Consider the following 22,243-nt stretch of genomic DNA (forward strand, 5'->3'; position numbering starts at 1 on the left):
GGCGCAGCGGGCATTGTCTCTGCAAGCCAGAGCGTATCCGCACAAGCCTATGTGGTTTCCGACACGACGGTCAACTTCACCTTGAAGAGAGGCAGCGCATACTGCTTTAAGATGACCGTGGTCAACGGCAACGCCATGACGCCGGGCTTCACGGCCGGCAACGGCGATGTGCTGAAGACGCAGTTCGTGGCGAAGGTTGGCAACGACTACTATTACAGAGTCTATGCCACCGGCACGCCGGGCCAGAGCACGGGCGTTTACACCACCCTGCCGGGCCAGAACGCTACAAAGCACTGCACGGTAACCATTGGCTAATTTAAAATGAAAGGGAAGGCTTCTTCCCAATAACGGTAAGGCCCCCACCCCCGGGAATTCCCAGGGTTGGGGGCCTTCTGTATTTGATTCTTCTATTTCTCACATGTGGTGGAACTGTAATTTTTGCCTGTATGAAAATTTTTGCTTGCCTCTGTAGGGCCTTCCCCTGTGGAGCGGAAAGCAAACTCCTTGCGGTTTGCTTTCGTAGAGAACGCCGTAGGCGCGAAAAGACGCTGTGCGTCGGCTAATCGGAAATGCCAAGATAAAAGGGAAGGGTTCTTCCCGATAACAGTAAGGCCCCAACCCCGGGGAGATTCCCAGGGTTGGGGCCTTTTATGTGTTGTCTTGAATTACTCGACGTTTACCGTGCAGTAGTTGACCGGCGCTTGACCGGGGATGGTCGCATAGACGCCCGTGCTGCCGACGCCGACGCCCTTGACCGTCAACAGGTAGGAACCATTGCGCAGCTTCAGGCCGGCGGTGATCAAAACATTGCTGTTGCCGGTGGTGAACTGTGGGGTTCCAACGTTTCCATTCGGTGTAAACAGGAACGTATAAATGTTTCCCTGCCGGATGGTAAAGGGATGCGTGGTGTCACAGGTCAGGCTCCCGGTGGGGGTGGACCCCGACGACGAAGAACGATTGCCGGTGGCCTGGAAGCTGACGGAGGAACCGTCCACCGTCGTCGTAATCACCGCCGTTCCCGTGCCGACATTGTTGATCTGGAAGATGTACCCGTCGCTTACCTTCTTGCCGAAGGTGACCGAAACGGCGGACGGGTTGGAAGATGTGGCAGTCGGCTGCGTTGCACTGGTGGTGAACACTTTGTAGTAATATGCCGAATTGCTACCAAATGTATAGGGAGAGGTGGTATCACACCGCAGCGGCGTACCGCTTGAAGTGGACCGCGTGCCCGTTGCCTGGAAGCTGACGGAAGCGCCATCGGCCGTTGTTGTGGTGATGACCGCCGTCCCCGTGCCGACATTGTTGATCTGGAAGATGTACCCGTCGCTCACCCTCTTACCAAACGTAACGGAAACAGCTGAAGGATTGGAAGACGTGGCGGTCGGTTGTGTGGTACTGTTTGTAAACACTTTGTAGTAATAAGTCGAATTACTACCAAATGTATAAGGAGAAGTGGTGTCGCAAGTCAACGTAGAGGAAACGATGGACTTGTTGCCGGTCGCTTGGAAGCTGACCGAAGCACCGTCCGCAGTGGTCGTGGTGATCACCGCCGTGCCCGTACCAACGTTGTTGATCTGGAAGATATACCCGCCCGAGACCTTTTTTCCAAACGTCACGGATACAACCGCAGGGTTGGAAGAAGTCGCGGTTGGCTGCACGATACTGTCTGTAAACACTTTATAATAATATACAGAATTATTACTAAATGTATAAGACGATGTGTCACAGGTCAATGCCGGCGTTGCAGATTTATTGCCGGTGGCCTGGAAGCTGACCGAAGCGCCCTCCGCCGTGGTTGTGGTGATAGTCGCTGTGCCAGAACCGACGTTATTGATCTGGAAAATATACCCGTCGCTCACCTTCTTGCCGAATGTAACGGAGACAGCCGACGGGTTGGAAGAGGTCGCGGTCGGCTGCGTTGCACTGGATGTAACTACCTTATAATAGTATACATCGTTGGAACCAAACGCATAAGAAGATGTGTCGCACGAGATGGAAGGCGTGGTTGGGTTGGACGGGGCCACAGGCGTACCAGCCTGTGAATAGTCCTTAAAGGAGTAGTTCAAGTCCACATTCCCACTGATCCCCGCTAGGGTGCCGTATGCATACTGCCAAATGGTATAAGCTTTATCGAGGTTGGCCACATCCCTGCCCCAGCTTGCCACCCAGCGGTCATACTTATCAAGGCGCGGGCTGGATAGGTTGGAATTAAAGATGTTGACCGAACTATAGACGCCAGTGCGATAACCGGCCGCTTCTATTTTCCCGCAGAACGCCTCCACAATGTCCGCCATCAAATTGGTATCCATGGTGCGGTGGACAGTGTCCTCGATGTCGTAAAAGACGGGGTAATCCAGTTCACGCCCATCCAAAATGCTCAAACAGAAGTCAGCCTCCTGAAGGGCGTCTTCTACGGTTTCCGCATAGCTAAAGTGGTATACCCCCACTTTAATGCCATTTGCGGTGGCGCCGCTGTAATTCTGCGCAAAATAGGCGTCGGTCTGCACTTCCGGGGCGGTCTTCCCATATCCGGTGCGGATAATTGCGAAGTCGATCCCTTGGTTTTTGACCGTTCCCCAATCAATATTTCCTTGCCAGGAGGACACATCAATCCCCTTTAAGACAACGTGTACATAGCAGGTTGCGCTTTCTCCCGCGCTGTTCGTGGCGGTGACGGTCGTTGTACCAAGCTGGTGGCCTGTCACCAGACCATTGCTGACGGATGCAATGCTTGGATTGCTGACGGTCCATGTGGCGTTCATCGTGGGGGAACCATTTTCATAAGCGGTAATCACCGCGCTTTCCCCGACTTTTATCGCAATGGACGTGTTATCAATTTGAAAAGTTCCTGTAGACGTAGCCGCAACAGCGGAAACATCCTCCGCAAAAGCAGCAGCCCCACAGTAAAATGTGAGACAGAACGTCAAAAGCAAAGCGAGTATTTTTTTCAATTGGGCTCCTCCTTTAAAGCGGCTACGCCGCGAACACGCGCAGCCGGAACAACGCTCCGCACAGATGAAAGCTGTTTGCATGTTTTTTTAAATGGTTCGTTCAATCGCATATCCCCTTTCTTCTGGTTGGCCGGGCCGCATCCGGCACGGAACTTCATGCAAAATCCGGCGGATTTTTACATGGTTTTCGTGTTTGATTATATGGGAATTCCAGAATTATGTCAAGTACACAGAGGGGATATGCAAATATGGGAAAGAATAGAAAAACACAGAGGAAAAATGGCGTAGAACAGGGGATTCCTGGAAGGATCGGAAACGTTTGTACGACGAAGGCAGGGGGATAGAAGAGGCCGTTAGGGAGGAAGTAAAAGGGACAGAAAAAAAGGCGGCCCGTGCCGCCTAATTTTCGTCATATTTATGTATAATGTTTCATTTGTTGCAAAATGTATGCCCGGTATCCCAGAAATTCCCGGTCATATGGGCACACTTGCAACACAAATTGGATGCGGCCGAGCAAACTGTGAAGATAGGGCCCTGGGGCGCATGACTCGCCCGTCCGCCCTTCGTGGAGCAGATGGGAGGATAGGCCGAAGCGTTGAATATAATAGAGTTCCTGCCGGATGCGCCTGCGGAATTTACGCCCGGCCTGCGGGCGGTCGTTTACGAGGATGCCGGTCACTTGTTGCCGGTTTCCCCGCCGGGCGATAACGGTTTTCGATTCATGAAGAAGGAATCCGTGCTCGCACAAAAGCCGCCGTATAAAACGGATCAGCGTATCCGGTGAAAAGTCGCCCGAAAAGGTCAGGTCGTCGCTGTACCGGGTGTAATGGATTTTACGGCCCTCGCAAAACGCAGCGATTCGGCAGTCCAAAGGGAAAAAGACTAGATTGGACAACAGCGGGCTGGTGGGGGCGCCCTGCGGCAAAACGCCGTCGAGGGTGCAGAGAGTAGCAAAGAAAAAACTCAGGGCCGCGTTGTAACTTTCGGTGGCTCCTTCCCTTGCAGAGGATGCCTTGGCGGATGATTGGATCTCTGGATTCCTGCACAAGGCACGGTCGATGGCCGCATAGACCGCTGGAAAAGGAATGCTCCCAAAGAAATTAGCGATGTCGAGCTTGACCACGAAGGGTTGCCCGACATGCGGGGCCGCATTGCGCAAAAGCGTGCAGCCCGGCTGATAAGCGGTCGCATGGGGAGAGACTTCCCCCACAGACAACAGCGAAAGGATACCGCGTTGCACCTTTTTAAGCCCAAGAGAGGGCGCCGCAACCGGGCGGTAACCGCCGCCGCGCTTGGCCAGCCAGAAAACTTGATATTCCCGCCGCTTTTTCCGGGCGGACCGCAGGGACAAAAGCCAATACAAGCTTTTTTGCACGGAACGGATGGAAGCATCTGGCTGGAGCCATTGGCAAAAGTCTTCGGGTGTCTGGATCATCCGCTTCCCTCCTGATTTTTAAAGGTGCGGCGGGGCAACACATCAAACACCTGAAGGGATGCGGGCACAGCCGTGTGGGAATACACGCAGTGTATCGATTACACGGCGAATCCCGCATGCCTCTTTCTGCCCAGATATCCTATTGGCCGGCGACTCCCCGGCCAGCCGTGCTGACAATGGCCACGGAAAGCGCTGTTGTCCCGCCTAACGAATACTGTATCATATTTCTTTACAAAATTCTATTCTAATTTTGTAACATATCATAAATTCTTTCGTACCAAAGGGAATGTAAAGATTTTTCCACAAATTTTTTAAATTATACTAGAAAAAGTCATAACATAGTGCTATAATACTTTAGGTTTCAACATGATTTCTAGTGAAGGAAAAGAAAGGAGGATCATAATAAGGATCCGTCAGTCGAGCGGATGCCTCATAAAGAAGACCATAATCATTTGGGAAGTTATTTTGATTAAAAGGAGGAGACTTAAGTTGAAAAGAAAAACATGGCGCTCTGCTGTTGCGCTGGTACTCGCCGTTCAGATGGCGGTGGCAAGTGGCGTAACCGCAATGGCGCAGACCAATATGGTTGCTTTGAATCCCAGCAGCCAGGCCTCTGTTTCCGTGGTAAACGACGGGGAAGAGGAGACAATCACTCGTTACCTCAGCGATATGCAGCCTGCGAAGGCGACCGTCGGCTGGGGCAGTTTGATGCTTGATGAGGGCCTTGAAAACTTGCCCTTGAAGCTGCGCACGGAAGACGGCGGCACCAAGGTCTATGAGAAGGGTATCTGCGCACACGCAGCTTCGGAATTGGTTTACGACATCGAAGGCCGCGGTGTGCAGCGCTTCCAGTCCTACATAGGCGTTAACTATTCGAAGTCCCGCGGCACCTGCGGCTTTACCGTTAAGGCGGACGACGAGGTGCTGTTTACGGTAGATCGCATCGCAGAATCCGATCCGCAGCAGTATGTGGATGTGGAGATCCCGGCGGATGCAAAACAGCTGATTCTGATTACGACGACGGGCGGCGATTCCAACGATTCCGACCACAGCGTGTGGGCGGATGCAAAATTGATTCTGGACGCCACTGTACAGCAGAATCTTTATAAGGTGACCGCTTCTACGGACAAGACCATTTTGGATGCCGGCGAGACGGTGAATATCAGCTTGTCCGGCACGTTGGTCGACGATAGCGTTGCTGATCTCTCCAATGCAGAGATTTCTTACACCAGCAGCGATAACGAAGTTGCAACGGTCGACGGCAGCGGCGCAATTACGGCGGTAGCCAACGGCTTGGCAACGATCACCTGCGATGTTACATTGGACGGCATCACCAAGAGCGCTTCCATCGACCTGATTGTGGGCGATGAGGTGGAAGGCAAAGTTTGGTCGGTTACTTCCCCGGAGGGTAATGTCGGCGGCATCTTTATGTTGGGCAGTGAAGGAAATCTCTCTTATACCGTCCTGCGCGAGGAAAAACCCGTCCTGGATTTCGGCGCAATGGGCATGAAGACCGAGATTGGCGATTTCTCCGAGGGCTTGGAATTTGTATCGGTTTCCGATGCGACGACCGTGGACGAGACCTATTCGGTCAATTCCCATAAGAAGGCCGAGTACCGCAACCACTATACAGAGCGCACGATTACCTTTATGAAGGACGGCGTGCAATTTGACGTTGTAGTTCGCGCATATGACGACGGCTTGGCGTTCCGCTATGTCATCCATGGGCCGGAGGGCGAGTCCTATGCGGTCGAGGATGAAGCGACGACGTTTGAGCTCCCCGCAGGGTCCAACGTTTGGGCAATGGCCTATGGCAGCGGCGCTTATTCCTATGAGTCGCATTTCTTTAAATATACGGCAGAGTCGGTCAGCGGCAACCAGACGATCCCGATGCTGTATGAGACCCCGGACGGCACCTTCGGCATGATTTCCGAGGCTGTGTTGACCGGCTATATGGGTTCCATGGTTGTGGCGCAGGACGGAGAGCTGAAAGTTTCCGCAACGCCGTTGCAGAGCACGGACCCGACCGTAGAGGGAACGTTTGCATTCCCGTGGCGCTTTACCGTTGTTGGCACCTTGGGCGACATCAACGAGAACACCATGACCGAAAACCTCAGCCCCGCTCCGGCAGAGGGCGATTACAGCTGGGCAGAGCCGGGCGTTTGCTCCTGGACTTGGCTGGTTGGCGGCGCAGGCATGCAGTCCAATCCGGATCAGATCAAGAAATATATCGACTTTGCATCCGAGATGGGCTGGAAGTACTTCATCATGGACGAAGGCTGGCAGCCGCGTTCGAACCAGGGCGACGGTACCCGTTACTTTGGTGAGTACGGTTGGATTGAAGATGTCATTAAATATGCAAACGAAAAGGGCGTCGGCCTGATCGCATGGGTACACGTCGACGACTTGAATACAGCGGAAAAACGCGCACAGCGTTTGGACCGTTGGGCAGAGCTCGGCATCAAGGGCATCAAGGTTGACTTCTTTGACCGCGAGACCGACGAACGTGTCCAGCTGATGGAAGACGTCTATGCAGACTGTGAGAGACTGCACCTGGTTACGAATGTCCACGGCGCGAACAAGCCGACCGGTGAAGTCCGCACCCACCCGGGCATCCTGACCCGCGAGGGCATCTATGGACAGGAAATGGGCGACCTGAGGGCAGAGCAGTACACGATTTTGCCGTTTACCCGCAATGCCGTTGGCCCGGCCGACGTAACGGAGACGGTCTATCCGAGAGGCGGCTCCACCACTTCCGGTTTCCAAGTAGCGTTGTCCGTCCTGATTACCAGCGGCATGCACTGCTTGGCCAGCAGCGTGGAAGATTATCAGAGCAGCCCGGCACTCTCCTTCTATAAGGACTTCCCGTCCGTTTGGGACGATACGCATTTCATCGACGGCTATCCGGGCGAGTTTACCGAATTGGCACGCCGCAGCGGGGACAAGTGGTATGCCTGCGCGATTACTGACGAAGCGCGCGACGCAGAATTCAAGCTCGATTTCCTGGACGACGGCGAATATTATGCGATGGTCTATGCGGATGACGGCACGAGCAACCGTGGCCTGAAGCTCGAAATCGAGAAGGTCACGAAGGACGACACCCTCACCGTTCCGATGAAGGACGGCGGCGGCTGCGCAGTCATCTTCACAAAAGAAAAGCCCTCCGCGGCAGAAACCATCGAATTTGCAGAGCATGAATTGACTCTGGAGCGCAATACCAGCACCACGTTGGATGTGACCATTACGCCGGAAGAGCCGCTGATCCCCAGCCTGGTTTGGGAATCCAGCGACCCGTCGGTTGCGACGGTGGACGATAGCGGCAATATCACCGCTCTGCGTCCCGGCACGGCAGTCATCACAGCTACCTCCCCGGTGGACGATTCCGTATCGGATTCCTGCACCGTGACGGTTGAGATGGAGAAATATACCCTGGACCGCAACACCTGGACCATCGAGCGCGAGAGCAGCGAGAACATCTCCTTCCCGAGCGAAACGTCCATGATCCAGAATTCGCAGTCCGGCGACGTTGACGGCAATGCGGATAGCAGCGCGTGGCCGAAGAACATGGTGCTCTTCCCGATGAAGGACGAAGACTTCACGGCCACTGTAAAGGTGAGCGGCGGCTTGGATACCGCTTTCCAGACCGTAGCACTGACCGCGTTTGCGAACAGCAACAATGCTGCTTCGGTCATGAGAAGATACCACAGCAACTTTGGCGGCAACGTCTTTGAGTTTATGCGCTATCAGAACGGCTATAGCGAGCCCTATGTGGCGGACACCAATCCGTCTGAAGATGCATACTTGAAGCTGGAAAGAAACGGCAACATCTTCAAGGGCTATTATAGCTATGACGGCCAAGAGTGGGTGCAGATTGCAGAGCAGGATTGCACGCAGCTCCTGAGCCAGGACAACGTCATGCTCGGTGTATACACCGGCAACGGCGCTGGTAACAACAACAGCATCCAGATCACAATCGAAGACTTCACCTATAACGACGAGCTGATCCCGTTCGCTGTGAGCACCGAGACCACGATTACAGACGTAGAGCCTGTAGCGCTGGGCGAAGTCTATGCGGGCACTGCATTTGAAGACCTGCAGCTGCCGAGCACCGTTAAGGTGACCTTGCTCAATGGCACCGAGGCAGAGCTGCCTGTCACATGGGCAGCAGGCGACTACGACGGCGATACGCTGGATACCTACACGCTGGAAGGCACCATTACTTTGGAGAACGGTGCATTGAATGTGATGGATCTGAAGGCAACGGCAACCGTCACGGTAGTAGAGGCGCCGGTAGAGGACAACACGATCACGGCAACCTATAACAACAAGGACGTCACCCTGTCGGTGGACGGCGAACCGCAGAAGATCGCAGACCTGCTCGGCAAACTCGAGATGAAGGATGTTACGACCGGTTCGAATGTCGAACTGACCTTTGCACCGCGCGTGGAAGGCAAGAACTTCCGCTCCGTGAGCATCGACGGCGCAGAGCCGGAGCTCATCAGCGGCGATTCCTACACTTACACGGTTCCGATGGAAGGCGACGGCGTTGTTCTGGACTTCGTATTCGAAGTGACCGATAAGCGCATCCTCGAAGAGACTTACAACTACGCGAAGACCTATGTGGACGACGGCACCGTCGATTCGCTGGTCACCGCAGCGAAGGAAGCCTTCATGGAGGCTTATGAGGCAGCGGCAGCGGTATTGGACGACGACACGGCGACCCAGGCGCAGATCGATGCGGCTTGGAATGACCTGCTGAACGTCATCCACTATCTGGACTTCCAGGCGGGCGACGCAAGCGCGCTGGAAGAGCTGTATAACATTTTGAGCGGCCTGGTGGAAGACGACTTCACGAGCGACAGCTGGGCGGCATTTGAAGAAGCAATGACGCAGGCAGCGGAAGTTATTGCAGACGACGAGCCGCTGGAAGCGGACGTCACGAAGGCCTATGAAGACCTGCTGAACGCAGCGGAGGGCTTGGTGCGTGCATCCGACCTGAGCAGCCTGAACGACTTGATCGAGAAGGCGGAAGAAGTAGCGGCGGAGATCGCAGAGGGCAAGTACCTGCCGGACGGCCAGGAAGCTTTCCAGGCGGCATTGGATGCAGCAAAGGCGCTGACGAAGGACGACGCGCAGGCGACGATCAACGAAGCGGCACAGACGCTGACCGAGGCCATGGCGGCGCTGCGCAAGAAGGCAGATAAGAGCGAGCTGGAAGCAATCCTGAATGAGCTCGAAGCACTGGACGCTTCCGATTACACAGCGACGAGCTATGCAGCGGTTGCAGCTTCCATTGCAAACCTGAAGACCCTGCTGGCGGACGAGACTCTCGACGCAGAAGAGGGCCAGGCGGTTGTGGACAACGCGGTCGCACAGGCGCGCGCGGCAAAGGCCAACCTGGTTGAAGTGAGCAACGGTGGTTCGAACTCCGGCAGCTCCAGCAATGGCAGCACGTCCGCAAACGTTGGCAATGCATATGGCGCTTCCGGTGTTGTGGCAGCAGGCCAGAATGTATCGGCTGTGAGCGCATATGTCCGCAGCGACACGACGGTCAACTTCACGCTGAAGCATGGCCAGGCGTATTGCTTCAAGATGACGGTTGTCAACGGCAACGCTATGACGCCGAGCTTCACGGTCGGCAACGGCGATGTGCTGAAGACGCAGTTCGTGGCGAAGATCGGCAACGACTACTATTACAGAGTCTATGCGATCGGCACGCCGGGCCAGAGCACGGGCGTTTATACCACCCTGCCGGGCCAGAACGCCGTCAAGCATTGCACGGTAACGATTGGCTAATCGAAAATAAAAGGGAAGGCTTTTCCCTAATAAACAGCAAGGACCCAATCCTGGAAGCTCCCGGGATTGGGTCCTTCTGTATTTGATACTTCTATTTCTCACATGTGGTGCTGCGGAGCTGTGTGTTTTGCCTTTATGAAACAATTTTTCGACTGCCTCTGTAGGGTTTTCCCTGTGGAGCGGAAAACAAACTCCTCACAGTTTGCTTCCGTAGGGAACGCCGTAGGCGCGAGAGGCACTGTGCGCCCGCCGTAGGCGCGGATGACGCTGTGCGTCCGATTGGCTAATCTAAAATAAAAGGAAAGTTTTTTCCTTATGAACAAAGAGGCCCCTGTCTTGGGATATCCTAGGGCGGGGCCTTTCTGCCTATGGCCGGAATAAGAGCGGTGTGAGGAAGGTTTGGAAAGGCTGTATTTGTAAGATGCTTTCCGCTTTTCAAAAAGGGCCAGGGGTGTTTTTGTGTACGCAATTGGCACAATGGTTCCTGGAAAATAAGACGGTATTTCATTTGACTCATTCAATTACAGATTTGATACTGTTCAATTTGCGTAGAAGATGCTATAATAACAAAGATATAGACGGACAATTTAGAACTATTTTTAACAAACCCTTCAAAATTTAGTGATAAACATCCATATATTCGTGGGTGGGCAAGGGATTCGTTCCCAAGCAAGATCGATAGAAAGGTTCGCGTTTAATCGAAAAAGGGGGCGGTGAGTTGTCTCATAAATTGCGCATATGGTGCGCAGCGGTTGCCGTGGCACTGGCCATTTCGCTGCTTTTTTCAGGCTGTTCTCTTTCAGCTCTGGACGCCCAGTCGCTGATGCGCCCTCCGCGTCCTACGGGGGAGCGCGCACAAATCCACGACGAACTGGAAAAATCGGCGGGCGCAAACCCTACTTTAAAATACCCCAGCAGGGGGGAATACCGCTCTGCAATTATTATGCATAGCCTTGTTAGCGCAGGGCAGGAAGATGCCATTGCATTCTATCAGAAAAAAGGCGACAGTGCTGGAATCAATGTCATGTTTATCCATAAAACAGAAGATGGCTGGAAGGCGGTTGGGGATTTTAATAACCCGGCCACTACAGTGGATAAAGTCTGTTTTGGCGATATAAACGGCGATGGGCACGACGAGGCGGTGATCGGTTGGGGAAGTAACCTCAATAACTCGACGACCATTTGCGTGTACTATTATGAAAACGGAAAAATGTGCGAGCTCAAACTGGAGCAGTCGTACACAGAAATGGTGGTTATGGATTTTGACGATGACCACAGCGATGAAATATTTACCGCGAGTGTAACGGTCGGCGACCAACCTGCGATCGCCCGGTTGTTGCGGGTCCGGGACGACCAGTTGGAGATCATCGGTTCCGCCAATCTGGATACGACCGTAACCAGCTATGCCTCCACTACGGCAGGAATCATCAGTGAATCCGGGAACTTGAAAGGCGTTGTATTGGATGGCCGAAAGAGCGCCGATACCTTGGTAACCGAGATGCTGTATTGGGACAAGGAGGCTTCTACCTTGCAATCCCCCTTCTATGACAGCAATGCGCAGACGTCAAACTATACCCAGCGTAGGACACATGCGGTGTCGCAGACGATTGGGGATAGCAAGATTATTGAAATCCCCATTGTGACGCCGATGCCTGGTTATACGACGGATAACGCTCCGGATGAAACAAATTATTTGACGAATTGGCATCGCTTTGATGAGCGCGAAGGGACCTTGGTCCGAAGCGCTTCTATGGTAATGGATTACACCGATGGGTATTCCTTCCTAGTGCCGGACATGTGGCGGGGGAAAGTCAGCACACAGATGGACCCTTCCACGCGGACACTGACTTTCTATGAGTGGGTGGTTGCGGATGAAACCACCGGTTCCGGCGCGATGGGGGCGGCATTGCTGCGCCTACATGTCTTTACAAAGGACAGTTGGGAACGCCAGGAGGGGACGGATGGGTATTACCAGCTTGTGGACAACAACAATTTGGTGTTTGCCGCAGCAATCCCCACGCCGGATAATGCGCTGTCCCTCACAATCAATGATATCAAAAATGGATTTGAGCTGATCCGTCAGGAATAAGATAAAAATATGGGAGTTGTTGAGAGAGGTCCCAGCAAGGTTCACATGGGGAATGGGCGTGGGACGGACGTTTAAAAGTTCAGTAGGAAAGGGTGTACTGCCGTGAAAAAAGTATTGGTTGCAGAGGATGAACAGGCCATCCGCGAATTTGTTGTGATTAATCTGAAACGTGCCGGATACGAGCCATATGAGGCTTCCAATGGGGAGGAAGCGCTGGAAATCTATGAACGGGAGGGCAAGGATTTTGACGTTGCCATCCTGGACATCATGATGCCCGGAAAGTACGACGGCCTGGCCGTCTGCAAAGAGCTGCGCAAGCAGAGCGGCTCGATCGGGATTATCATGCTTACCGCGCGGACACAGGAGATGGACAAAGTCAGCGGCCTGATGATGGGCGCGGACGACTATGTGACGAAGCCGTTCAGCCCGTCGGAATTGGTGGCGCGTGTGGATGCGGTCTACCGCCGGGTTGCTTTGGCGCAGATGCGCGATGAAAACAATTTTAAAGAGGAGATCCGGTCCGGGGATTTTGCGCTCAACCTGCGCAACCGCACCTTGATGAAGCGCGGCGCGCCCATTGAGCTGACGCAGGTGGAGTTTCAGATCATGGAATACTTTTTCTCCAATCCGGGGACCGCTCTGGACCGTTCCGCGATTTTGAAGCATGTGTGGGGGGAAGCCTACTATGGAGAAGAGAAGATTGTGGACGTCAATATACGCCGCCTGCGCATGAAGGTGGAGGACGAACCCAGTAACCCAAAGCATATCGTGACGGTCTGGGGACTCGGCTATAAATGGGAGGCATAAATTTAGAGAGGAATCCATAGGAAAGGAGGAAAACCCGCATGGTGGTAAAGGGAATTACAAAACGCTGGCTTTTGAACAGCCTTGGTGTTATACTGATCTTGATCGTCGCGCTGGTTTTCAGCCTTTCGTATGCCATACAAAATTATATTTATTATGGGATTCAACAGGCGATCAACGGCCGCGCAGGGGAATTGACCAATGTTTTCTCCGATTACGGGCAACGTTCTTCGCAGGACTTCCTCACGGCCGCGCGAAATTATGTGGAGAATTTCCCCAACAAGGAAAGCATGGAGTTGATGGTGTTCAATTCCGAGGGGCATATCATCACAACGTCCATTGGGTTTGCGCCGGATCAAAGCCAGCCCATGCCGGATTACCAGCAGGCATTGGCCGATGCGAATGGGTATGGCACATGGACCGGGCGCTTGACCAGCGGGGAAAAGGTGATGGCTGTCACGCGGGTGATCCACAACGACGCCGGCAGCGTGGTGGGCGGCGTCCGGTACGTTGTTTCGCTGGAGGAAGCGGATAAGCAGATCGGTATGGTGGTAGGGATTCTGATCCTGGCGGGCGTCGTGATCCTGCTTTTTATTTCCACTTCGAGTTACTATTTTATGAAGTCCATCCTCACGCCGATCAAGGAGATTGGCGCGACCGCGCGGCGGATCGCACAGGGCGATTTCAAAGCGCGCATTGAAAAATCCAACGACGATGAGATCGGCCAGCTGTGCGACACCATCAACGACATGGCGGTGGAGCTGGGCGCGGCGGAAAAGATGAAAAATGATTTCATCTCCTCCGTCTCCCACGAGCTGCGCACGCCGTTGACTGCCATCAAGGGCTGGGCAGAGACGATGCAGGGCGGCGGTATGGACGACGAAACCTTCGACAAGGGCATGAGCGTCATCATCCGGGAATCCGAACGGCTGTCCGGCATTGTGGAGGAGCTGCTCGACTTTTCGCGTATGCAGAGCGGCCGCATGACCCTGACAATGGACAAAATCGACATTCTTGCCGAGTTGGGCGAAGCGGTCTATATGTTCAGCGAGCGCGCAAAATCCGAACACAAGTATCTGCTATATGAAGAGCCGCGGATGCTTTCCCCGGTCTTGGGGGACATCAACCGTTTGCGGCAGGTATTTGTCAATATCCTGGACAATGCGTTAAAATATACAGGCGAGGGCGGGACCATCAGCGTGGTTGCCTCCGAGGAGAACGGCTACATCCGGGTCGCCATCAGCGACAACGGCTGCGGTATCCCGCCGGAGCACCTGCCCAACGTGAAAAAGAAGTTTTATAAGGCGAACCAGACCGTCCGGGGTTCCGGGATTGGGCTGGCACTCGCCGACGAGATCATGCGGCTGCATTCCGGCAGCCTGGAAATTGAAAGCCACGAGAATGTGGGGACTGTGGTAACCATCCGGATCCCTGCATTCCTCGAAAAGGCGCCGGACGCCGCGCAGGACACAGAAAGGATATCCGAATAGAATGGCTAGAGAAAAGACAAAACGTATTACTTCCATCGGCGGACAGGCACTGATCGAGGGCATCATGATGCGCGGGCCGAAGCGCACCGAAATTTCTGTGCGCATGCCGGATGGCACCATTTCTTCTGAAACCCTGGAGACGGACGGCCTGGGGAAGAAGTACAAAATTTTCCGGCTCCCGATTTTCCGCGGGATAGCGGCTTTTATCGATTCCCTTTCCACAGGCTTTAAGGCGCTGAATATCTCCGCAGAGAAGTCTGGGATGGCTGAGGAAGAGGGGGAACCCTCCAAGTTTGACCAGTGGATGGAGCGGGTGTTTGGCGATAAGCTGATGAACGCCATTATGGCGGTGGGCACGGTCCTGGGCCTGCTCTTGGCCATTGTGCTGTTTTTCTTTTTGCCGACCTGGCTGTTTAATGTGTGCGAGCAATACCTCTTTGGAACGGGGATTGAAGCATGGCGCTCCATCATTGAGGGCGCGATGCGCATCGGTATTTTTGTGGCGTATATCGCCATTGTAGCGCATATGTCGGAGATTAAGCGCGTGTTTGAGTATCACGGCGCGGAACATAAGACCATTTTCTGCTATGAAAATGAAGAAGAGCTGACCGTTGAAAACGTGCGGCATCACAGCCGCTTCCATCCGCGCTGCGGTACGAGCTTTATGATTATCATGCTGCTGCTGGGGGTCATCATCGGGTTCTTCATCCCGTTCACAAACCCCATCCTGCGCACATTGGTCAAATTGCTTTGTATTCCGGTGGTGGTGGGCATCGGCTATGAGCTTATCCGTATCTGTGGGCGTTATGACAACCTTGCCACGCGCATCATTTCGGCCCCCGGCCTCTGGATGCAGCGGCTGACAGTCAAGGAACCGGACGACAGCATGATCGAAGTGGCGATTGAGGCGATGAAGGCGGTCATCCCGGAGGACGGGACGGATCTGCAATGCCCGTTACAGGCCAAGCAGCCAAAGGAGAAAACGGCATGACGCTGCGGCAAACGTATCAAAAGGGAAAGATGCTTTTAGAAAAGGCAGGGATTGAAACCCCTGCCTTTGATGCTGTCTGCCTGTTTGAAAAGGTCTTTGGTATGGATCGCCAAAAGCTGATGATCCATGGGATGGAACCGGCGGAAGAAGCGCACGCGGCCGCATATTGGGAGCTTTGTGAAATGCGGGCGCAGGGGCGGCCGTTGCAGTACATCCTTGGCGAGTGGCCGTTCATGGATTTTACGCTTTGCGTGGGAGAAGGCGTTCTGGTGCCGCGCGAGGAGACGGAGTTGCTGGTGTATACAGCGGCGGAACGGCTCCGTGTGGGCAGCGGCGCGAAAGGGCCTTGGAAAGGGATCGACCTCTGCGGCGGAAGCGGCGCAGTGGCGATCGGGCTTGCATCCCTGCTCCCAGGGTTAGAGATATCCTGCGCAGAGCTCTATGCGGATGCTTTCCGGTTTTTGGAGGCCAATGTCCGCCGGCTGGCAAGCAAGGCCGTCCATCCGGTCCGATTAGATGTCTTGTCGCCGGAATCGGCCGCACCGTTTTCCGGGCTAGATCTCGTGGTGTCAAACCCCCCTTACGTGGAGGCGGGGGTGATTGCGGGACTACAAAAAGAGGTGCAGCAGGAACCGCGCACAGCCCTGGACGGCGGGGAAGATGGGCTGGTGTTCTACCGGGCGATTGCGCAGCTATGGGTCCCGCGTTTGAAGCCCGGCGGCGTTGCCGCTGTGGAGATCGGGGAAGAACAGGCGCAGGCCGTGACGGAATTGTTCCAAGAGGCGGGTGTGCGGGAAATCGAAGTGCGCAAGGATTTTAACGGGTTGGACCGCGTGGTCGTAGGATGTTTTTATCCGGGGCCATGAGAGGGGAAGGCCCTGGCAGATGAAATGCCAAACGAAAAGGGTCCCAGGGATTGACTTTTTCCAATAGGAGGAGTATACTCAATTCAATTGAATAGGATCTTCAGGGCGGGGTGCAATTCCCCACCGGTGGTATAGCCCACGAGCCGCATGGCATGATTCGGTGAAACTCCGAAGCCGACCGTATAGTCTGGATGAAAGAAGATCGTGTATGGCAGAATAAAAACGTCTCTGCACGCATGGATTTGCTCTGGAATGTTGGATTCCAGAGCTTTTTTATGTTCTGTGGCCAGAAGCCCCCTGCCATTTCAGGATGCCTTGAACGACCGTTCAAGGCATTTTTCTTTTTTTCGGAGGTGAAAGATGGAAGATCAAGATTATATGCGCTTGGCCCTGGAACTGGCGAAGCGGGGATGCGGCTGGACGAACCCCAACCCCATGGTAGGGGCAGTCCTTGTAAAGCATGGCCGTATCATTGGACAGGGATACCATACGCGCTATGGAGAGCTCCATGCGGAGAGGGAGGCTTTGAAGGCCTGCACGGAATCGCCGGAGGGCGCAACCATGTATGTTACGTTGGAACCCTGCTGCCATCATGGGAAGCAGCCTCCCTGTACCGATGCAATCCTGGAGGCCGGGATTGCCCGCGTGGTGGTCGGTTCGGAAGACCCCAATCCGTTGGTAGCGGGGAAAGGCCTGGAGCGGTTGCGTGTCCAAGGGGTGGAGGTGGCCACCGGCGTCCTGCGGGATGCTTGTGACGCGCTCAACCAAGTGTTTTTCCACTTTATCCAGACCCGGCGCCCTTATGTGGTGATGAAATACGCGATGACGATGGACGGAAAGATCGCCACACGGACCGGCGCTTCCCAATGGATCACCGGCGAAGCGGCCAGGCGGCGTGTCCATCAGGATAGGCACCGGTATGCGGCAGTTCTGGCAGGAATCGGCACTGTCCTCGCGGATGACCCTTTGCTGACCTGCCGGCTGGAGGGAGGAAAGAACCCCATCCGGGTTCTCTGTGATACCCATTTACGGATACCGCTGCACAGCCAAATTGTACGCACCGCCAGGGAAGTCCCCACCATTTTGGCCGCAGTCTCCCCGGAGCCGGGGAGGAAGGCAGCGCTGGAGGACGCTGGCTGCCGGGTTTGGACCCTTCCGGAGCGGGAGGGCCGGGTGGATCTGCGTGCATTGATGGAGAGGCTTGGAGAGGAAAACATCGATAGCCTTCTGCTGGAAGGGGGCGGCGCGCTGAATTGGGCGGCGCTGGAGCAGGGGATTGTCCAAAAGATTCAAGCTTATATCGCCCCGAAGATCTTCGGCGGTGCGGCCGCCAAGACACCGGTGGCGGGCATAGGGGTTGAACTGCCCTCCCAGGCGGTCCGGCTGAAAAATACGGTGGTTGTCCAACTTGGAAAGGACTTTTTGCTGGAAAGCGAGGTGGACGGCAATGTTTACGGGGATTGTTGAAGAAATTGGGACGGTCCGCGCGGTCCGGCGCGGCGCGCATTCCTCTGTATTATCGATTGGGGCTGTCCGAATCCAGAACGGTCTAAAAATTGGCGACAGTGTTGCGGTAAACGGCGTATGCCTGACGGTCTGTTCAAAGGACTCCGGAGGGTTTACAGCGGATGTGATGCACGAGACGCTCAACCGCTCTTCCCTGGGATGCCTCTCCGTGGGCAGCCGCGTAAACCTCGAGCGTGCAATGGCGGCGGACGGGCGGTTCGGCGGTCACATTGTATCGGGACATATCGACGGGGTAGGCTGTATCCGAGCCCTCCAGAGGGATGACAACGCCCTTTGGTATACGGTGGAGGCAGCCCCGCAGGTTCTACGGTATATCGTTGAGAAGGGATCGATCGCTATGGACGGGATCAGCCTAACGGTCGCTTCTGTTTCAGAGACGGATTTTTCGGTCTCTGTTATTCCACATACGGCCAGCGCCACCATATTGGGAGAGAAACGGCCGGGCGATCCGGTCAACCTGGAGACGGATGTAATTGGAAAATATGTGGAGAAGTTTTTGTGCGCATCGAAGGAGGCGCCTACATCCAGGGGCGTCACCTTGGAATTTCTGGCGCAAAACGGATTTTAAGGAGGAATTTCCATGTTTCAATATGATTCGATTGAAGACGCATTGGAGGCGCTGCGGCAGGGACACTTGATCTTGTGTACCGACGACCCCGACCGGGAGAACGAAGGCGATCTCATCTGTGCAGCCCAGTTTGCAACCACTGGGAACATCAATTTTATGGCCACCCATGCCAAGGGGCTGATCTGTATGCCCATGTCGGCCGCATATGTCCAAAAGCTCCGGCTCCCGCAGATGGTGGCCGACAATACGGATAACCATGAGACGGCGTTTACCGTCTCCATCGACCATGTATCCACAACCACCGGTATCTCCGCTGCAGAGCGCTCCATCACCGCGATGAAATGCGTTGAAGAAGGGGCACGTCCGGAGGATTTCCGGCGCCCCGGCCATATGTTTCCCCTTCTGGCAAAGCCGAACGGCGTTTTGGAACGCAACGGCCACACAGAAGCGACGGTCGATTTGCTGCGGCTGGCCGGTTTGAAGGAATGCGGCCTGTGCTGCGAGATCATGCGGGAAGACGGCACCATGATGCGCGCCACGGAACTCCAGCAGAAGGCGCAGGAATGGGGCTTGAAGTTCATCACCATCCGAGATCTGCAAAATTACCGCAAACGTCATGAAAAGCTGGTAGAACAGGTGGCTGTGGCACGCTTGCCAACCAAATATGGGGAATTCACCGCCTATGGCTACCGCAACAAGCTGAATGGGGAACACCATGTTGCTTTGGTCAAGGGGGACATAGGGGATGGACAGAGGCTGCTGTGCCGCGTTCACTCCGAATGCTTGACGGGGGATTGCTTCGGCTCACTCCGGTGCGACTGTGGCCAGCAATTGGCGTCGGCGATGCGGCAGATTGAGAAAGAGGGACGGGGGATTCTGCTGTATATGCGGCAGGAAGGCCGTGGAATCGGTTTGCTCAACAAACTGAAGGCCTATACGCTTCAAGACCAAGGCATGGATACCCTGGAGGCAAACCTCGCCCTGGGTTTTCCTGGAGATCTGCGGGAGTATTTTATCGGTGCGCAGATTCTGCGGGACTTGGGGGCAAAGACCTTACGGCTCCTGACAAACAACCCGGATAAGATCTACCAATTGTGGGACTTTGGGATGGAGATTGTAGAGCGAATCCCCATCCAGATGGAGGCAAATCCGGAGGACCTGTTCTATTTGCAGACAAAGCAGCACCGCATGGGCCACATTTTACATTATGAAACCGATGTATCCAGTGAAGGAGGAACAACCTTATGAAGATTTACGAAGGAAAACTGGTTGCGCAAGGGATGCGTGTGGGAATTGTAGCTTCCCGTTTCAATGAGTTTATCGTTTCTAAGCTGCTCAGCGGCTGTGAAGACGCCCTGCTGCGCCACGGCGTGCTGGGCGATGCGATTTCTGTCGCATGGGTGCCGGGTGCGTTTGAAATCCCTGTGGTTGCCAGCCAAATGGCAAAGAGCGGGCAGTACGATGCGGTAATTGCGCTGGGCGCTGTGATCCGGGGCGCCACCAGCCACTACGACTATGTTTGTAACGAGGTCTCCAAGGGGATTGCGCATGTGTCGCTGGAGAGCGGCGTCCCGGTTATGTTCGGCGTTTTGACGACGGATACCATCGAGCAGGCGATCGAGCGTGCAGGGACGAAAGCGGGCAATAAGGGAGCGGAATGTGCGCAAGGGGCCATTGAAATGGTAAACCTACTGCGCACCTTAAAACGTGCAGACTGATCCCCGGCGTTTTGCTTGAAAGGCGCCCCCTGCCAAAAGATAGAAGGTTTGCAAGAAACTTTGTTCGAAATTTGTCCCCATCCATTGCTTTTCTTTCAAAAATACGATATAATAATGCAAGTTATTTTATGACTTGTCACTTCGAGACGCCGGAACTTCTTCCGGCGTTTTTCCAATCAAAAGACCGGAGGGAATCAAATGGCCATGGACAAAAGCCGCGGCGCGGCTGCGGGAAAAACGATGGATAAAAAGGCAGCGTTGGAGACAGCGCTGGCGCAGATCGAAAAGCAGTTTGGCAAGGGCGCGGTGATGCGTCTGGGCCAGAACGAGGCCATGCATGTGGAGGCGATCCCCACCGGTTCGCTTTCCCTGGATCTGGCGCTCGGGATCGGCGGGCTGCCGCGCGGCCGTATCGTCGAGATCTACGGCCCGGAGAGTTCCGGCAAAACCACGCTGGCCCTGCATTGCATCGCGGAGGGGCAGAAGAACGGCGGCAATGCGGCATTCATCGACGTGGAGCACGCCCTCGACCCGGTGTATGCCCGCGCGTTGGGCGTGGACGTGGACGGCCTGCTTGTTTCCCAGCCGGATACCGGCGAACAGGCGTTGGAGATCACGGAGGCGCTGGTGCGTTCCGGCGCAATCGACGTGATTGTGGTCGACTCGGTGGCGGCGTTGGTTCCGCGCGCGGAGATCGAGGGCGAGATGGGCGATTCCCACGTGGGACTACAGGCGCGCTTGATGAGCCAGGCGCTGCGCAAGCTGGCGGGTGCGATTTCCAAATCCAACTGCGTGGCGATCTTCATCAACCAGCTCCGCGAAAAGGTGGGCGTGATGTACGGCAACCCGGAGGTCACCCCCGGCGGCCGCGCCTTGAAGTTCTATTCCTCGGTGCGCATCGACATCCGCCGCATTGAGACGCTCAAGAACGGCACGGAACAGGTTGGGGCACGCACCCGTGCGCGCGTGGTAAAGAATAAGATTGCGCCGCCATTCCGTGAGGCGGAATTCGACGTGATGTACGGCCGCGGCATTTCGCGCGAGGGCGAGCTGCTCGACCTTGCCGTCAAGCTGGATATCGTGCAGAAGAGCGGCGCCTGGTTCTCATATAAGCAGGAGCGCCTGGGGCAGGGCCGCGACAATGTCAAAACGCTGTTTGCCACCAATAAGGAACTGGCGGACGAAATCGAACAGCAGGTTCGCGCAAATGTCGGGAAACTCTATGCCAAGTCGGCGGTACCCATGCCGAACGCTTCCCCAGCGAAACCGCTGGAGATCCCCGCGCCTGCGGCGGAGGAGGCAAAACCGGCCTCCCGCGCAGCGGCTGCGAAAATCGACATAGAGGCCGACGACGTCGAATAGACATGAATCATAAAAGGATGGGAATGCTTTGTTAGTTACCGCATTGGAGCCGCGGCGGAAACGCCTGACGGCCCTGTTCCTGGATGGGGAGCTCGCCGCAAAGCTGGACGCGGAGACCCTGTTGCAATCCGGCCTGCGGATTGGGATGGAGCTCGACGACGAAGAGCTGTACCGGCTAATCCAGCGGAGCGACGCACACCGCGCGCAGGAGAAGGCGCTCTACCTGTTGGAGCACCGCAGCCACTCCAAAAAGGAACTGGCGGATAAGATTTCCCGGACGGCGGGGCGCGAGGCAGCGGAACGCGCTGCGGAGCGCATGGAAGAGCTCGGCCTGGTCAACGACGCGCAATATGCGCGCAATTTGGCGGAAGAGCTGCTGCAGCGCAAGCGGTTTGCGGCGCGCCGTGCGGAATATGAGCTCTTGCAAAAGGGGATCGACCGCGCGCTCGCCCAGGAAATTGTGGAAGAGCTCGCCCCAGAGCCGGAGGAATCGCTCCGGTTCCTGCTGGAACGGAAGTATCAGAGGTCCCTTTCCGATGAAAAAGGGCGCCGCCGCGTGTTTGCTGCGCTGCAGCGGCTTGGTTACAGCGGCGAGGACATCCGCACAGCGCTGCGGGACTATATCGACTACGAAAATGAGGATTGA

General features: G+C 55.1%; 15 protein-coding genes and 1 riboswitch. Of the genes, 13 read left to right on the forward strand and 2 right to left on the reverse strand.

The window, feature by feature from the left end; genetic code table 11:
• Window positions 1-315 (forward strand): hypothetical protein (locus tag I2G69_RS13480; protein WP_195560943.1); only part of this gene is annotated, 315 nt, incomplete at its 5' end.
• Between the two features lie 350 nt (window positions 316-665).
• On the opposite strand, the gene I2G69_RS13485 is transcribed toward I2G69_RS13480, so the two are convergent.
• Window positions 666-2,951, reverse strand: a complete 2,286-nt coding sequence (locus I2G69_RS13485; RefSeq protein ID WP_191396002.1) for a GH25 family lysozyme — start codon at window positions 2,949-2,951, stop codon at window positions 666-668.
• A gap of 415 nt (window positions 2,952-3,366) precedes the next feature.
• Window positions 3,367-4,386, reverse strand: coding sequence for a reverse transcriptase family protein (locus tag I2G69_RS13490; RefSeq protein WP_191363112.1), 1,020 nt, complete (start codon window positions 4,384-4,386; stop codon window positions 3,367-3,369).
• Between the two features lie 489 nt (window positions 4,387-4,875).
• On the opposite strand from I2G69_RS13490, the gene I2G69_RS13495 reads away from it, so the two are divergent.
• From I2G69_RS13495 to I2G69_RS13550, 12 genes are all read left to right on the forward strand, one after another.
• The gene (locus I2G69_RS13495; protein ID WP_195560944.1) at window positions 4,876-10,182 is read left to right on the forward strand and encodes a glycoside hydrolase family 97 catalytic domain-containing protein; all 5,307 of its coding nucleotides are present in this window, start codon (window positions 4,876-4,878) and stop codon (window positions 10,180-10,182) included.
• Between the two features lie 718 nt (window positions 10,183-10,900).
• Window positions 10,901-12,271: a VCBS repeat-containing protein gene (locus tag I2G69_RS13500; RefSeq protein WP_242969688.1), complete on the forward strand. Its 1,371-nt coding sequence runs from the start codon at window positions 10,901-10,903 to the stop codon at window positions 12,269-12,271.
• Window positions 12,272-12,373: 102 nt separating this feature from the next.
• Entirely contained in the window at window positions 12,374-13,078 is a 705-nt protein-coding gene (locus I2G69_RS13505) for a response regulator transcription factor (RefSeq protein WP_087234277.1), read from the forward strand.
• A gap of 38 nt (window positions 13,079-13,116) precedes the next feature.
• Window positions 13,117-14,565: a sensor histidine kinase gene (locus tag I2G69_RS13510; protein ID WP_191448826.1), complete on the forward strand. Its 1,449-nt coding sequence runs from the start codon at window positions 13,117-13,119 to the stop codon at window positions 14,563-14,565.
• 1 nt (window position 14,566) lies between these two features.
• A complete protein-coding gene (locus I2G69_RS13515; RefSeq protein ID WP_087234273.1) occupies window positions 14,567-15,556 on the forward strand; it encodes a DUF1385 domain-containing protein in 990 nt (329 codons plus the stop codon).
• A complete protein-coding gene (gene prmC / locus I2G69_RS13520) occupies window positions 15,553-16,422 on the forward strand; it encodes a peptide chain release factor N(5)-glutamine methyltransferase (protein ID WP_195560945.1) in 870 nt (289 codons plus the stop codon). Before I2G69_RS13515 ends, prmC begins: the two co-directional genes overlap by 4 nt.
• 92 nt (window positions 16,423-16,514) lie before the next feature.
• Window positions 16,515-16,629, forward strand: a riboswitch (FMN riboswitch).
• A gap of 153 nt (window positions 16,630-16,782) precedes the next feature.
• A complete protein-coding gene (ribD, locus tag I2G69_RS13525) occupies window positions 16,783-17,889 on the forward strand; it encodes a bifunctional diaminohydroxyphosphoribosylaminopyrimidine deaminase/5-amino-6-(5-phosphoribosylamino)uracil reductase RibD (RefSeq protein WP_087234269.1) in 1,107 nt (368 codons plus the stop codon).
• Entirely contained in the window at window positions 17,870-18,517 is a 648-nt protein-coding gene (locus tag I2G69_RS13530) for a riboflavin synthase (protein WP_087234267.1), read from the forward strand. Before ribD ends, I2G69_RS13530 begins: the two co-directional genes overlap by 20 nt.
• Window positions 18,518-18,529: 12 nt before the next feature.
• Window positions 18,530-19,765, forward strand: coding sequence for a bifunctional 3,4-dihydroxy-2-butanone-4-phosphate synthase/GTP cyclohydrolase II (locus I2G69_RS13535; protein WP_087234265.1), 1,236 nt, complete (start codon window positions 18,530-18,532; stop codon window positions 19,763-19,765).
• Window positions 19,762-20,235: a 6,7-dimethyl-8-ribityllumazine synthase gene (gene ribH, locus I2G69_RS13540; RefSeq protein ID WP_087234263.1), complete on the forward strand. Its 474-nt coding sequence runs from the start codon at window positions 19,762-19,764 to the stop codon at window positions 20,233-20,235. The genes I2G69_RS13535 and ribH overlap by 4 nt, the downstream gene beginning before the upstream one ends.
• A 198-nt stretch (window positions 20,236-20,433) precedes the next feature.
• The gene (gene recA, locus I2G69_RS13545) at window positions 20,434-21,597 is read left to right on the forward strand and encodes a recombinase RecA (protein WP_195560946.1); all 1,164 of its coding nucleotides are present in this window, start codon (window positions 20,434-20,436) and stop codon (window positions 21,595-21,597) included.
• Between the two features lie 28 nt (window positions 21,598-21,625).
• Entirely contained in the window at window positions 21,626-22,243 is a 618-nt protein-coding gene (locus I2G69_RS13550; protein ID WP_195560947.1) for a regulatory protein RecX, read from the forward strand.

The sequence above is a fragment of the Anaeromassilibacillus sp. D41t1_190614_C2 genome (genome assembly GCF_015558525.1).
Lineage (GTDB): Bacteria > Bacillota > Clostridia > Oscillospirales > Acutalibacteraceae > Anaeromassilibacillus > Anaeromassilibacillus stercoravium.

Excerpts from the sequence above, each read along its gene's own strand:
- ribD (WP_087234269.1), top strand. The coding sequence starts at position 16,783 with ATGGAAGATCAAGATTATATGCGCTTGGCCCTGGAACTGGCGAAGCGG.
- I2G69_RS13515 (WP_087234273.1), top strand. The coding sequence starts at position 14,567 with ATGGCTAGAGAAAAGACAAAACGTATTACTTCCATCGGCGGACAGGCA.
- I2G69_RS13530 (WP_087234267.1), top strand. The coding sequence starts at position 17,870 with ATGTTTACGGGGATTGTTGAAGAAATTGGGACGGTCCGCGCGGTCCGG.
- ribH (WP_087234263.1), top strand. The coding sequence starts at position 19,762 with ATGAAGATTTACGAAGGAAAACTGGTTGCGCAAGGGATGCGTGTGGGA.
- I2G69_RS13535 (WP_087234265.1), top strand. The coding sequence starts at position 18,530 with ATGTTTCAATATGATTCGATTGAAGACGCATTGGAGGCGCTGCGGCAG.
- I2G69_RS13490 (WP_191363112.1), bottom strand. The coding sequence starts at position 4,386 with ATGATCCAGACACCCGAAGACTTTTGCCAATGGCTCCAGCCAGATGCT.
- I2G69_RS13510 (WP_191448826.1), top strand. The coding sequence starts at position 13,117 with ATGGTGGTAAAGGGAATTACAAAACGCTGGCTTTTGAACAGCCTTGGT.
- recA (WP_195560946.1), top strand. The coding sequence starts at position 20,434 with ATGGCCATGGACAAAAGCCGCGGCGCGGCTGCGGGAAAAACGATGGAT.
- prmC (WP_195560945.1), top strand. The coding sequence starts at position 15,553 with ATGACGCTGCGGCAAACGTATCAAAAGGGAAAGATGCTTTTAGAAAAG.